Genomic DNA, 14,594 nt, shown 5'->3' on the forward strand with positions numbered 1-14,594 from the left:
CTGAATTTTATTCTCAGTTAGGAGGTTGTAAGTGAGAATGGAAGCAAAGATGTTTCATAATACGGAATTATTTCAAGGGTTGAAACAGCATGTTGAAATGATTGCGGCCATTGTGTCAGGTGTTCTCATTTTTTTCGCTTGGCTGCTTAGTATAGATGATTTCAACATCATATCAACGATTTTATTTATTTTCGCATTCGTTATTGGGGGATTTGCCAAAGCTAAAGAGGGAATTGAAGAAACGATCCGCGAAGGCAAGTTGAATGTAGAGCTGCTGATGGTTTTTGCTGCTATCGGTTCGGCAATCATCGGCCATTGGCTTGAAGGAGCGATTTTAATTTTTATTTTTGCCCTAAGCGGCGCATTAGAAACGTATACAATGAACAAAACAAACAAAGAGATCTCTTCATTGATGGAATTGCAGCCTGAAGAAGCGCTGCTTTTAGTAGATGGACGGGAAGAAAAAGTGCATGTTTCCACTTTATCGATTGGAGATTTGATCATTGTGAAGCCCGGGGACCGCATTCCGGTGGATGGCCAGCTCATAAATGGTCATACGACAGTGGATGAATCAGCTATAACGGGCGAATCCATCCCGGTTGAGAAAGAGCCTGGAAGTGAAGTGTATGCAGGGACTGTAAACGTAAATGGATCGATCACCGTTCGCGTAACGAAAAAAGCATCGGAAACGCTTTTTCAAAAAATTATTGAACTGGTGCAAAACGCCCAATCTGAAAAATCTCCGTCCCAGCAATTTATTGAAAAATTTGAAGGAACGTATGTAAAAGGTGTGCTTATTGCAGTGGCTGTTTTGATGTTTGCTCCTCCATTTTTATTAGGCTGGAGCTTTCAGGAAGCTTTTTACAGATCGATGGTGTTTATGGTAGTGGCTTCCCCGTGCGCGCTCGTCGCCTCGATCATGCCGGCGACGTTATCCGCTATTTCTAACGGGGCAAGAAACGGCATTTTGTTTAAAGGGGGCGTACATTTAGAGCGTCTTAATAAAATTCGGGCGGTCGCGTTTGATAAAACGGGAACTTTGACAAAAGGCGAGCCGATCGTCACGGACGTAATCGTACGCCCAGACGTCGAAAAAACAGAGCTGCTACAAGCAGTTTATAATATTGAGCGGCAATCCTCCCATCCTCTTGCCAAAGCTATTACAGCTTATATTCAGGAAAATGTAAAAGGACTGAAAGATGAATGGGTATCAGTGGATGAACATTCAGGGTTTGGAGTTTCTGCTTCTTGGAACGGGCAGAAAATATTCGTTGGGAAAGCTGCGTTTGTCGGAAAAGAAGAGGCTGAACAATTTCAAAACTCTGTTTCCAAGAAATTATACAAACAAGGGAAAACGGTTGTTTATGTTAAAGACGAAAAAGGAATTGCCGCAAGCATCGCTTTAAAAGATGTACTTAGACCTGATATGAAAAATTTGATGGATGAATTGAAAAGCAAAGGCATCTATACGGTGATGCTGACGGGCGATACGAAAGCGTCAGCTGAAGCCATTGCTAAAGAGGCATCCGTTGATGAATTTCACGGTGAATGTCTGCCTGAAAGCAAAGTTGACCGAATAAAGCAGTTGAATAAACAATTCGGCGTAACGGCGATGATCGGCGACGGTATCAATGACGCACCAGCTTTAAAAACAGCATCTGTCGGTATAGCAATGGGGGAGGGAACGGATGTTGCTTTGGAAACAGCAGATGTTGTATTAATGAAAAACGATTTAACGAAATTGATCAAAGCGATCGAATTGTCGCAAAAAATGAACAAAATTGTGAAACAAAATATTGCCTTTTCTCTATCGGTCATCGCCCTTCTCATATGTGCTAATTTCCTTCAAGTCATTGACTTGCCGTTCGGAGTCATTGGCCACGAAGGAAGCACCATACTTGTCATTTTAAATGGATTGCGGCTATTAAGATCATAAATAAGAAGAATAACAAGGCGGATTAAGCTATATGATCCGCCTTTTATTTTCTTTTAAAAAGTCATTTGGTTCAGAGTCATCGGGTCGTTTCGTTACAATTATGTATGCAGCTACAATAAAAATGAATCCAACCACCCACCCGATTACCGAACTGTAATAATACACATCAATTAACATCATGCCGATTATGGGTGACGAAAATGCCGCCAAGCAGAGGATCGGGACGATATTTCTTTTGATAAATGTCACAAAAAATACACTCCTTAACTCCCCCGATTGCTTTACCATTATTATTATACTAGAATGGTTTTATTTATAAAATATTCCGAGAAAAATGTAAACAACATTTAAAATAACTTTGAAGGTGAAAAATCCTCCACATTTCTTATTGATATGAATGTTCTTTTCGCTTAAAATGATATTTCATTGAATGGACACAATAGAGAGGAAGAACATCATGTGGAGAAAATGGATTGTTTTATTTTTTGGTTTGCTTGCATTATTTTTCGGATGGGAGCTTTGGCAAAAAGATGATTCAGCCGTAAACAATCGGTTGGAAGCCAAAGTAATTGATGTCGTCGATGGTGATACGATGAAAGTCATCGTCAACAATAAAAAAGAAACAATCCGACTTCTTCTTGTCGATACTCCTGAATCTGTACACCCAACGAAGCCTGTGCAGCCATTTGCAATCGAAGCAAGCAATTTTGCAAAAGAAATGCTGTCAGACAAAAAAGTTGAATTAGAGCTTGGCGTTAGAGAACGTGACAAGTATGGAAGATTACTTGTTTATTTATATATAAACGGACAAATGTTTAATGAAATGCTGCTTGAAAACGGGCTAGCCCGCGTCGCATACGTTCATCAGCCAAATACAAAATATGTAGACCGTTTTTTGGATGTTCAAAAAAAAGCCCAGCACAAAGAAATCGGAATCTGGAGTATAGAAAACTATGTTACAAACGATGGATTTAATGATAAGATTGGACAAGACGACAAAAAAGAGGGCTGCGACATAAAAGGAAACATTAATTCAAAAGGTGAAAAAATATACCATATGCCTGGCAGCAGGCACTATTATATAACAAAACCAGAAATGATGTTTTGTACAGAGGAGGAAGCAAAAGAAGCCGGATTTCGAAAAGCTGAATAACGAGAAAATCATTTAAGCGGGAAAGTTTTTTGATATAATACATTTTATAAAACATGAGATGGCAGCAATTATTGAACTGCATAATGAGGTGATGGAATGAAACGAATAGCTGTATTAACGTCTGGCGGAGATTCTCCGGGGATGAATGCTGCAATACGTGCAGTTGTAAGAAAAGGGATATTTCATGGGTTGGAAGTTTATGGAGTATACCATGGATATCAAGGATTAATTAACGGTGACATAAAAAAATTAGAGCTTGGCTCTGTAGGGGACATTATTCACCGCGGCGGCACGATTCTCCAATCGTCGCGCTCTGAACAATTTAAAACAGAAGAAGGACAGCTTCTTGCGATTCAACAATTAAAATCATTTGAAATTGAAGGTCTTGTTGTAATTGGCGGAGACGGGTCATACCGAGGGGCTTTGAAGCTGACGGAAAAAGGCTTCCCTTGCATTGGATTGCCTGGAACGATCGATAACGATATTCCAGGAACAGATTTCACGATCGGATTTGATACAGCTCTGAATACGGTTGTAAGGGCAATGGACCAAATTAGGGACACAGCGCAATCCCATGAGCGGATTTTTATAATCGAAGTGATGGGGCGGCATGCTGGTGATATAGCGCTTTGGGCAGGAGTAGCTGGAGGCGCTGAAACGATCTTAATCCCTGAAAGATCGTTTGACTTAGATGATATTGTCAAGCGGTTGGAGCATGGTGTTGAACGCGGGAAAAAACATTCCATTATTGCGTTAGCTGAAGGAGTTATGAGCGCATCAAAACTTGCCGATATTTTAAAGGAAAAATACGGCATTGAGACGCGAGTATCGGTATTAGGGCATATTCAGCGCGGCGGCTCTCCAACTGGATTTGATAGAGTTCTTGCTTCCAGAATGGGAGCGAGAGCAGTTGAGCTTCTGTTAGAAGGAAAAGGCGGAAGAGCAGTCGGAATACAGAAAAACCAAATCGTTGATCATGATATTGAAGAGATATTGAAAGAAAAGAGCGAACCAATCGGAGAATTATATACGTTGTCAAAACAGCTTTCTATTTAAAAAGAGCGGACACCGCTCTTTTATTTTTTCATCCGTTCCGTTTTGTGATACACAATAGTTTTGCATTTACGAAGTCTCCTTTTTTAATGGGGTTTGACCACTTTCATAATAAAAGAGAGCACTTCGTAAATGCTTTTTTAATTTTGATGAAATTCATTACTCTAAAATTTAGTTTTATCCAAATAAAATATTGACGAAACCAAAGAGATTCCGTTTATTGGAAATGGTCAAAACGGCATCAACAGCCGTTGTCTGCAGCGACAGGGCTCCGTTTTCATTTCTTTTTTCACCTTTTTACATATTTGCTGCCCCTTTTTTTTCATTTCTTTATATAAAGAAGGTGAAAGGAGGTGCGAGCAAATGGCTGAGGTTCAACCGGTCAAATCACAATTGCGTCTTGTTTTTGAAGAAGGTTTTGATCATTCCGGCAAGCCGCTGTATCGCTATAAAAATTACAGCAATATTAAAACGTCAGCTAGTGCAGATGATTTGCTTAGAGCAGCCCAAGCAATTGCCAGTCTTCAAAAAATGCCGCTTGCCAAAGTGGAACGAAACGATACGCATCAAATTAATGCATAAGTAATCTGGGGGTGAAAAAATGTCTAAATCGCTCGATCTTCTTTTTGCCAATATGGAAGGAAAGACAGTCAGAATTAATGTTGATGAACCTAAGGATTCATTAACAGCAGAGCAAATTGGTCAAGCTATGGAAACAATCATTCAATCAAATGTTTTTACTTCTTCTGGGGGTTCGCTCGTTTCAAAAAAAGGAGCCAGAATTATTGAGCAAACGGTGACAGAATATACGATGAGCTGACGGAAGCGGCCTGTTTCCGGTTCGGGAACAGGCCGGATTTCAGATGCCATAAAGGGAGGGATTGGTTTGCACGATTGGCTGTCGTTTATCAGCGATGTCGGTTTTCCTATTGTTGTGACACTCTATTTGCTTCACCGGATTGAAGGCAAGCTTGATGACCTAAACCATTCGATTCAAATGATCCCGGTTTATTTGACACAAAAAGAAAATTAATCTCTCTCGATTGATAGCAATCAAACTGTAAAAAGTTTGGTTGCTATATTTTTTTAATGTAATGTAAAAAAAATGAAATAATTTATATTTTTCCTTGTTTTACTAATCTCCATATTGGAATGATCGCTTTGATTTCAGAAAAACCTTTTGATATTAAACCTTTTGTAACAAGGAAATAATCTGTATGTATAGACCTTTACATGTTTTTTTGATAGTATAAATGGCAGACTAAACGAATGGAGTTAGTGGAAGGTGGAAGTTTATCAAAATTTAAAAAAGGGTGAACGGGGAGCATGGATTAGCATTGCAGCCTATATTTTGTTGACCGTTGTAAAGATAGCGGTCGGATATTTTTTTCATTCGGAAGCTTTAATGGCTGACGGACTGAACAACGGGACTGATGTAATTGCTTCGATCGCGGTTTTAGTCGGATTAAAAATATCGCAGCGTCCTCCTGACCAAGATCATCACTATGGACATTTTCGGGCAGAAACCATTGCGTCTTTAATTGCATCATTGATTATGGTCATGGTTGGTTTTGAAGTTCTTACTGAAGGAGCAAAATCAATCATAAACCCGAAAACAGAATCACCTGATTTGATCGCGGCATGGACGGCTATCGGCTCAGCAATCGTCATGTTTTCCGTTTATTTATTTAATGTAAGACTTGCGAAAAAAATAAAAAGTCAAGCGCTCATGGCAGCAGCTATGGACAATCGATCCGATGCATATGTCAGTGTCGGAACATTCCTAGGGATTTTGGCGGCGCAATTTCATATCGCATGGATGGACACAGTTGTTGCGATGATCATCGGAGTGCTTATTTGCAAAACTGCTTGGGATATCTTCAAAGAAGCGGTTCATTCCTTAACGGACGGATTTTCCGAGAAGGAGTTAGACAAATATAAAGAAACGATTAACAATATACCCGGGGTTCAATCGCTTGAAGATATTAAAGCCAGATATGTCGGAAGCACCGTATATGTTGATGTTGTCATTAAAGTTCATTCTAATTTAAATGTCGTTGAAAGCCATGCGATTTGTGATGAAGTGGAAAGAAGGCTGACGGAAGAATTTAATATTACGAACGTACATGTGCATATAGAACCTTTAAAAGGCGACAGTTGAAAAAAACGGACTCTTCATTTTTGGAAAGGAAAGTATGAACTGCCGAGAAAAAGGTGAAAAAACTAAATTTTCTATTTCCATTTTAGATGCCTCACCCCCAGTCTTAGGTGTTCGATTGTAAATTTTTTCTTGCTTTTGCTGAGTGCAAAATGCATTGACCTCCCCGTTCTTTTTTTGTACGATTATATAGATTTCTGGTAAAGGAGCGTCTTTTTAAACATGGGGTCCTTTAAAGTAAAAAAGGTGTTGAATAATAATGTATTAATAGCTGGCCACGACACCTTTCAGGAAGTCGTCTTGATTGGAAAAGGAATCGGTTTCGGAAAAAAAAGGGGGGAGCTGATTTCCAACGAAACAGTTGAAAAGATATTTGTGCTGAAAAACGAACAAGAACAGGAACAATATAAAAAACTTCTTCCTTATACAAACGAGAAGATGATAGAAGTTGTTTCAGACTGTATTGCCCACATTTCAAAGAAAGTCGGACTTCCTCTGAATGAACATATTCATATAGCTTTAACAGACCATATTACGTTCGCAATTAAGAGGATCGAGCAGGGGATGGACATCAAAAACCCTTTTTTATCAGAGACTGAAGTGCTTTATCCGAAAGAATATAATATTGCTAGTGAAGTGGTGTCCATTATTGAAGATAAGCTGAAAATCAAGCTGCCCAAAGGTGAGATCGGTTTCATCGCTCTCCACATTCACAGCGCCATAACGCATAAATCAATTTCTGAAGTGAACCGCCATTCTCAGCTTATTGCTCAGTTAATCGAAGTTGCAGAAGATTCCTTAAACATCCAGCTTGATAAAGAAAGCTTTAATTATTTGCGGCTTGTAAGGCATCTTCAGGCAACAATTGAAAGGGTTCTCAAAGAGGAAAAAACGGAAGAACCAGAAGAATTAGCTTTATTGTTGAAAAAAAAATATCCTCTATGCTATAATGTTGCATGGAAAATGATTAAAATGATGCAGCAAGTATTGAAAAAACAAATTGATGAAGCAGAAGCTGTTTATTTAACGATGCATTTATATCGAATAGCAAAAAAAGAATAAATTTTGCGCACGTGTTACTGATTCGATCAGGCATGAGTGAGCAAGGTGTACTGTATAGGGATTTGTTTTCGTACAGTTGACGCCTTGTTTCACCATGCCTTTTTTGTTTTTTCTAATACATCGATTATTCTTGCTGCATTTGTCAAATGATAATTATAAGGAGGTCATGTTATGTTTAAATCAATTTTCGGTGTTTTACAAAAAATAGGACGCGCGCTTATGCTGCCGGTAGCGCTTCTTCCTGCAGCAGGTATTTTGCTTGCATTTGGTAATGCTATGCAAAATCCGGATTTAACAGATAGAATTCCTGCTTTAACGAACGACTGGATCGTGCTTATCGCAAGCGTCATGGAGCAAGCTGGGCAAATAGTATTCACCAACCTGCCGTTGTTATTTGCAGTCGGCGTTGCAATCGGTCTTGCAAACGGCGATGGAGTTGCAGGGATTGCAGCAGTCATCGGCTACTTAATTATGAATGTTACAATGAACGGTATTTTAACAGGTTTGGGTCAAATGCCTAAAGATATTAGTTCTGATCCAGCATTTGCAAACGTTCTCGGAATTGAGACTTTGCAAACAGGTGTGTTTGGCGGGATCATAGTAGGTATCATAGCTGCTTATATGTACAACAAATATTATAAAATTGAGCTTCCGCAATATTTAGGATTTTTTGCCGGAAAGCGGTTTGTTCCAATTGTGACAGCTGCGTCCGCTGTTCTATTAGGGATTGCGATGTACTTTATTTGGCCGCCGATCCAAGGGGCATTAAACCAGTTTTCTCAAGGAATACTTGAGACGAACAAAACGCTCGCCGCTTTTATTTTCGGTGTGATTGAACGTTCATTGATTCCGTTTGGATTACATCATATTTTCTATGCTCCTTTTTGGTATGAATTTGGTTCTTATGTAAACGAAGCAGGGCACGTTGTTCGCGGCGATCAGGCCATTTTCTTTGCCCAAATCAAGGACGGTGTGGAATTGACAGCTGGAACGTTTATGACAGGTAAATTTCCGTTTATGATGTTCGGTCTCCCTGCCGCAGCACTCGCTATTTATCACGAAGCCAAACCCGAGAATAAAAAAGTGGTCGCAGGGATTATGGGTTCTGCCGCGTTGACATCGTTTTTAACAGGAATTACAGAACCGATTGAATTCAGCTTTTTGTTTGTAGCACCGCTTTTGTTTGCGATTCATGCGATATTTGCAGGACTATCCTTTATGGTCATGCATATTTTACATGTTAAAATTGGAATGACTTTTTCAGGCGGAGTGATCGACTTTATATTATTTGGCGTCCTTCCGAATCGAACGGCTTGGTGGCTCGTTATCCCAGTTGGGCTTGTATTTGCGGTCCTTTACTATTTCGGTTTCCGATTTGCCATCCGAAAATTCAACCTGAAAACTCCTGGACGGGAAGATGCAAGTGTTGAAACGTCTGATGATGAGCAGGAGAGCGAAAAAGCCGGAGATCTTCCATATAACATTTTAGAGGCGCTTGGCGGAAATGAAAATATTCAGCACCTTGATGCATGTATCACAAGGCTGCGCGTATCTGTTCATGATCAAAAGAAAGTTGATAAAGAACGCTTGAAAAAGCTCGGCGCTTCAGGTGTTTTAGAAGTGGGCAACAACATCCAGGCAATTTTTGGCCCTAAATCGGACAATTTAAAAACTCAAATACAAGACATCATGAATGGAAGAACTCCAAGAGCAGAAAAAGTTCATTCTCCAGAGCAGGAAGTTAAAGAACAAGTGGAAAATGTTATGCCGGAAGAATTACAAAGCGAAAGCTTAACATTTTCATCGCCTATGACAGGTACTCTTCATCCGATTACAGAAGTACCGGATCAAGTATTCTCTGGAAAAATGATGGGAGATGGGATTGCTATTGTACCTGAAGAAGGTATCGTCGTCTCTCCTGTTAACGGTAAAGTGTTAAATGTATTTCCAACGAAACATGCTATTAGCTTGCAGTCTGATTCTGGCCATGAAATATTGATCCATTTTGGTATTGATACAGTAAAATTGAAAGGAAAAGGATTTGACATTTTCGTTTCAGAAGGCGATACTGTAAAATTAGGTGACAAACTTCTTGAAGTGGATCTTGAATATGTTAAAAATCATTCTCCTTCTATTATGACGCCGATTGTCTTCACTAATTTAAAAGAAGGTGAAGCAATTGAATTGAAAAAAGTAGGCAAAGTAAACAAGGGCGAAGAAAACATTATTGCCATTCGGTAGCAGTTAGTAAACCGGCCTTGTTTAAATCGGACAAGGCTGGTTTCACAAATAATTGATTATCAGCTTGCACAACTCGACATGCACTGATAAAATTTTTAAAGAAAATAGCAGAAAGGATTTGATGCAAATGGCTGAAAAAACATTCAACATTACCGCTGACACAGGAATTCACGCAAGACCTGCGACTATATTAGTGCAAACGGCAAGCAAATTTGAAGCCGACATTAATTTGGAATACAATGGAAAAACAGTAAACTTAAAATCTATTATGGGAGTTATGTCATTAGGTATTCCAAAAGGAGCAACCATTAAAGTTACAGCATCAGGTGCTGATGAAAATGATGCACTTCAAGCGATTGAAGAGACAATCAAAAAAGAAGGGTTAGGCGAATAATGATACAGCTATCTGGGATTGCAGCATCAAACGGTATTGCTATTGCGAAGGCATACCGTCTAGAAGAGCCGGATTTAACCGTATCAAAAAAAGAAATACAAAATATTCGAGCAGAAATTGAGCGTTTTGAACAATCTGTCGAAAGCGCCAAAGCAGAGCTCGAGGTAATTAAAAACAGCACAGAAGAAAGGCTTGGTGCGGATAAAGCAGCGATTTTTGAAGCGCATTTGCTCGTTTTGAACGATCCTGAGCTGTTAAATCCAGTCAAAGAGAAAATCGAAAACGAAGCTGTAAACGCTGAATTTGCGATGAGGGAAACAGCTGATCAATTTATTGCGATGTTCGAAGCGATGGAAAATGAGTATATGCGCGAGCGAGCAGCGGATATTCGGGATGTCACGAAAAGGGTTATAGCCCATTTATTAGGCGTTCAAATCCCAAATCCAAGTTTAATTAATGAAGAAGTCATTATTGTTGCAGAAGATTTAACACCCTCTGATACTGCGCAATTAAACAAAAATTTTGTTAAAGCATTTACAACTGATATTGGAGGAAGAACATCCCATTCTGCGATCATGGCTCGTTCTATGGAAATCCCTGCTGTTGTCGGAACAAAGGAAGCTACCGCCAAAATTGAAAACGGTGCTTTAGTCATTGTTGATGGGATTGAAGGACAAGTAATCATAAATCCAAGTGAAGATTGTATTGCCGAATATGAAAAGAAAAGAGAAAAATATGAAGAGCAAAAAGCGGAATGGGCTAAATTAAAAGACGAGCCGACGTTGTCGAAGGATGGACATCGTGTCGAGCTTGCCGCTAATATTGGCACGCCTAATGACGTACAAGGTGTTCTTGACAACGGCGGTGAAGGAATAGGTCTCTACCGTACGGAATTTTTATACATGGGACGAGACCAAATGCCTACAGAAGAAGAACAATTTGAAGCATATAAAACAGTTCTTGAGAGAATGGAAGGAAAACCTGTTGTTGTCCGTACATTGGATATCGGCGGGGACAAAGAGCTTCCTTACTTGAATCTTCCAAAGGAGCTGAATCCTTTTCTTGGATTCCGCGCCATCCGCCTTTGTTTAGAAAAGCAAGATATTTTTCGGACACAGCTTAAAGCGCTGCTTCGCGCAAGCAAATATGGAAACTTAAAAATCATGTTTCCAATGATTGCGACAATCGATGAATTCCATCAAGCGAAAGCTATTCTGCTCGAAGAAAAAGAAAAACTTGTTCAAGCAGGTATTGAAGTAGCTGATGATATCGAAGTTGGAATAATGGTTGAAATTCCATCAACTGCTGTTATGGCGGATCAATTTGCCAAAGTGGTTGATTTCTTCAGCATTGGAACAAATGATTTAATTCAATATACAATGGCAGCAGACCGGATGAATGAACGGGTTTCATATTTGTATCAACCGTATAATCCGGCCATCCTTCGATTAATTTCCATTGTGATCGATGCAGCTCATAAAGAAGGAAAATGGGTTGGAATGTGCGGAGAAATGGCAGGAGACCCGATTGCTATACCGCTTCTGCTTGGACTTGGATTAGATGAATTTTCCATGAGCGCAACATCTATTTTGCCTGCGCGTTCACAAATTAAAAAGCTTTCAAAACAGGAAGCAGAAAGCTTTAAAGAAAAAGTTCTTTCTATGCAAACAACGGAAGAAGTCGTTTCTTTTGTTAAAAAAACGTTCCAAATATAAAAGGTACGGAGCCGATCAGTTTAATCTGAATCGGCTCCTTTTTTTGATGCAAGAGCCGATTTATTTACGGAAGGTGAATATAAAAGAATTTCGGCTCTAAGTAAAATGGAGTATGAAAAACGCAGAGCATCAGCATTTTTTGATTTTACATCCGCTTTATTATCCCGATAAAGTCCATCAAAATATAAAAATGATTTGCAGCGAGCGTATAGCTAATTTGATGCAAACGATAGAAAGCAAAACACAGCAGCTGCAGTTCATAAAAAGCTTTTTGCAGTTTGAGCAACTAAAACGACGGGGTATCACGATATAAATTAGGATAAGTTTGCAAATGCAAAAATTTGAAGCCCTCGATATCCGAATCTCTTCTTGTTACTTTCCTCCAATTTGCTAAAACTTTTTTTCTTTTTCACAGCCGGCACCGCTACGGCGGTATCTTTTTTTAGAAGAAACACATGCAGCCTATGCTTTTTTTTATGCAAGATCGCTCCCAAAAACAAAGCCAATTGGAAATATGAAAAAGATAATTAGTTTCATTTTGTAAAAAGATAAATCAGATTGCCGATATATACATTAGAAAACGTATAAGTTTTCTTAATTATTTTTATTAAATAAAGATTTATGTAGGAGATGGAACAAATGTTTAAAAAGCTTCAGTGGAAATTGACAGCGCTCATCACCATATTGTTAATTTTTTCACTTTTGGTTGTTTTTTTCACGTCTGATTATTTTGTTCAAAAGAACATTAAATCAGATGCGTTTCATACGGGGCAATCGATTGTTAAGCAAGCGAAAAAGAACCTGCTTTTACAGATGCAGGAATATGAAAGAATTTTGCTGCTTTTCAGCAATGAACCGGAAATCGCACAGTTGCTTGAAAAAAATGACGATCAATCTTTACAGTCCGTAAAGGAAACGTTTCAATCATTTTTAAGCGCTAATCAATTGGTCCGGTCTGTCTATGTAGCCAACACTAAGACTCTTGTTGCTGCAGAACCTGAGTTAAACTTAAAGGAAGATTTGATAATCAATTCACGACCTTGGTATAAAAGCGCTGTAACAAGTCCAAACTTTGTTTCGTGGTCAGAGCCTTATCGTGATGGGGAAAAAGGAGAATATGTTGTTACCGCCTCAAAGGCCATTACAAAGGATGGGGTGTTGCTTGGCGTTATTGGAATTGATATTAATTTAACAACGTTTAATGAATTTGTTAAGCAAGTGGAAGCTGGCTTTGGAGGGTATACATTCCTGCTTGATAGAAATGGAGATGCCATCGCTCATCCGAAAATGACCGGAAAAAATTTATATAAAAACAACGGTCTTATGGCAGCGATTAAAAACCAAAAACGTGGTATAGCTTCTATAAAAGAAAATGGAAAAGATTCAACCATTATTTTTGAAACGATCACGGAACTAAATTGGAAAATCGGTGTAGTCTATTCGGATGCAAATCTGGAGCAAACAGCCCGCACAATCCGGAGCATTAACGTTTCCATTATTATTGCTGCATTGATTGTGGCATTTTTCATCACTAGTTTTGTTTCGAGAAGCATTTCAAAGCCGATTTTGCTTTTGGCTAAAAACGCCGACAAAATGGCTGAAGGGGATTTATCCGGAACATTAACAGTGAAAAATAAAGATGAAATCGGGAAATTGGCTAATAGCTTTACGAAGATGACCGATAACATCCGACAAATTCTCCTCGATCTGGACGGATCCGTGAAGGAGCTGCAGCAATCTGCTCAAACATTAAACGTGGTTTCGGAAGAAGCTACTGCGTCAAGTGAGGAAATTTCCGTTGCAATTGAGGAAATTGCAAAAGGCTCAGGTGAGCAGGCAAACAGTACGGAAATTATAAACGGACAAATCAAACAATTAGAAGATTGTATTCAACAAGTAAACAATGATGTAAAAAATGTCGAAAATTTATCTTACGAATCACAAAATGCCAGCTATAATGGTTTAGAAAAGCTAAATGAGCTTCAAATAAAATCAAATGAGGCTGACAAAGAATCTGAGATGGTCCAATCCGTACTACAAAATCTTGTAGATCGAGTTGAAAAAATTTCTGATATCGTGTCGACCATTTCCAAAATTTCAGATCAGACGAACTTGCTCGCTTTAAATGCAAGTATTGAAGCAGCAAGAGCAGGTGAATCAGGTAAAGGATTTGCCGTTGTCGCTGAGGAAGTAAGAAACCTTGCTGAACAATCGGCAAAAGCGACAGAAAACATTAAAAATATGATTGAAGGAATCCAAATTGAAACGAAAAATGCCTACGATGCAATGAGTCGTTCGAAAAAAATTCATGAAGAACAAAACAAAGCTGTTCAAGTGACAGGCAATGCGTTTCATGAAATTGCAATTAAAATGGAAGATTTGCTTAATGCCATTAAATCAACATTAAATGCGATCGATCGGATGAATGAGCAAAAAGAAACAGTCGTCGAATCGATTGAAAATATTTCTGCAGTAACCCAGCAGCTAGCTGCCTCTGCGGAAGAAGTCAGTGCAACAACGAACGAGCAGGTCAAAGCATTCTCAATGGTTGCGGAAAAAGCGGAATCGTTAAGCGAAGAAAGCAACCGCTTAAAAGGCTTAGTAGAACGCTTTAAGTTATAAAAAATATGCAGGGGGTGTCTAATAAGTCGTTTTTACGGCTTATTGACGCCCCCATTAATGTTTTAGAAACGTTGATATATCGGTGTTTATGATTTTTTGTTTTCAAAGGGATTTCTCTGGACAGCCCTTTCTTTATTTTTGATTTGAATGCAATTCACCTAGATGAGCAGGCAGGTAAGAAAACCATAACAGTTGATGTCAAGAAAAAGCATGGGTTTAAAGCTCCCTTTGAAATTTGAATTTTGGACATACTACTGCGT

The 14,594-nt window shown here is 38.9% G+C and carries 13 protein-coding genes; 12 read left to right on the forward strand and 1 reads right to left on the reverse strand.

Annotation, left to right across the window (positions count from 1 at the left end; all coding sequences use genetic code 11):
- Positions 1-37: 37 nt before the first annotated feature.
- The gene (locus NSQ71_RS07120; RefSeq protein WP_340734417.1) at positions 38-1,936 is read left to right on the forward strand and encodes a heavy metal translocating P-type ATPase; all 1,899 of its coding nucleotides are present in this window, start codon (positions 38-40) and stop codon (positions 1,934-1,936) included.
- Between the two features lie 27 nt (positions 1,937-1,963).
- Here NSQ71_RS07120 and NSQ71_RS07125 read toward each other — a convergent pair whose 3' ends face one another.
- Positions 1,964-2,185 carry a hypothetical protein gene (locus NSQ71_RS07125; RefSeq protein ID WP_082829436.1) on the reverse strand — a complete coding sequence of 74 codons (222 nt, stop codon included), beginning with the start codon at positions 2,183-2,185 and terminating at the stop codon, positions 1,964-1,966.
- Positions 2,186-2,393: 208 nt separating this feature from the next.
- On the opposite strand from NSQ71_RS07125, the gene NSQ71_RS07130 reads away from it, so the two are divergent.
- From NSQ71_RS07130 to NSQ71_RS07180, 11 genes are all read left to right on the forward strand, one after another.
- Positions 2,394-3,089, forward strand: coding sequence for a thermonuclease family protein (locus tag NSQ71_RS07130; protein ID WP_063389346.1), 696 nt, complete (start codon positions 2,394-2,396; stop codon positions 3,087-3,089).
- A gap of 96 nt (positions 3,090-3,185) precedes the next feature.
- Positions 3,186-4,145: a 6-phosphofructokinase gene (gene pfkA / locus NSQ71_RS07135; RefSeq protein WP_327863580.1), complete on the forward strand. Its 960-nt coding sequence runs from the start codon at positions 3,186-3,188 to the stop codon at positions 4,143-4,145.
- Between the two features lie 360 nt (positions 4,146-4,505).
- Positions 4,506-4,724, forward strand: coding sequence for a DUF1659 domain-containing protein (locus tag NSQ71_RS07140; protein ID WP_063389344.1), 219 nt, complete (start codon positions 4,506-4,508; stop codon positions 4,722-4,724).
- Positions 4,725-4,743: 19 nt separating this feature from the next.
- Entirely contained in the window at positions 4,744-4,962 is a 219-nt protein-coding gene (locus tag NSQ71_RS07145; RefSeq protein WP_311067150.1) for a DUF2922 domain-containing protein, read from the forward strand.
- A 66-nt stretch (positions 4,963-5,028) separates the two neighbouring features.
- Entirely contained in the window at positions 5,029-5,175 is a 147-nt protein-coding gene (locus NSQ71_RS07150; RefSeq protein ID WP_063389342.1) for a YvrJ family protein, read from the forward strand.
- Between the two features lie 252 nt (positions 5,176-5,427).
- Positions 5,428-6,303, forward strand: a complete 876-nt coding sequence (locus NSQ71_RS07155; protein WP_063389341.1) for a cation diffusion facilitator family transporter — start codon at positions 5,428-5,430, stop codon at positions 6,301-6,303.
- A gap of 219 nt (positions 6,304-6,522) precedes the next feature.
- Complete coding sequence (gene glcT / locus NSQ71_RS07160) at positions 6,523-7,362, forward strand: glucose PTS transporter transcription antiterminator GlcT (RefSeq protein ID WP_063389340.1); 840 nt, start codon at positions 6,523-6,525, stop codon at positions 7,360-7,362.
- Between the two features lie 171 nt (positions 7,363-7,533).
- Complete coding sequence (gene ptsG / locus NSQ71_RS07165; protein ID WP_339199612.1) at positions 7,534-9,603, forward strand: glucose-specific PTS transporter subunit IIBC; 2,070 nt, start codon at positions 7,534-7,536, stop codon at positions 9,601-9,603.
- A 127-nt stretch (positions 9,604-9,730) separates the two neighbouring features.
- A complete protein-coding gene (locus NSQ71_RS07170; protein WP_063389338.1) occupies positions 9,731-9,997 on the forward strand; it encodes a phosphocarrier protein HPr in 267 nt (88 codons plus the stop codon).
- A complete protein-coding gene (ptsP, locus tag NSQ71_RS07175; protein ID WP_066247962.1) occupies positions 9,997-11,712 on the forward strand; it encodes a phosphoenolpyruvate--protein phosphotransferase in 1,716 nt (571 codons plus the stop codon). Before NSQ71_RS07170 ends, ptsP begins: the two co-directional genes overlap by 1 nt.
- 639 nt (positions 11,713-12,351) lie before the next feature.
- On the forward strand, positions 12,352-14,334 hold the full coding sequence (locus tag NSQ71_RS07180; protein WP_339199615.1) for a methyl-accepting chemotaxis protein: 1,983 nt from the start codon (positions 12,352-12,354) through the stop codon (positions 14,332-14,334).
- The last annotated feature ends 260 nt before the right edge of the window (positions 14,335-14,594 follow it).

Source organism: Aeribacillus sp. FSL M8-0235 (assembly GCF_038000355.1).
GTDB classification, from domain to species: domain Bacteria; phylum Bacillota; class Bacilli; order Bacillales; family Aeribacillaceae; genus Aeribacillus; species Aeribacillus composti.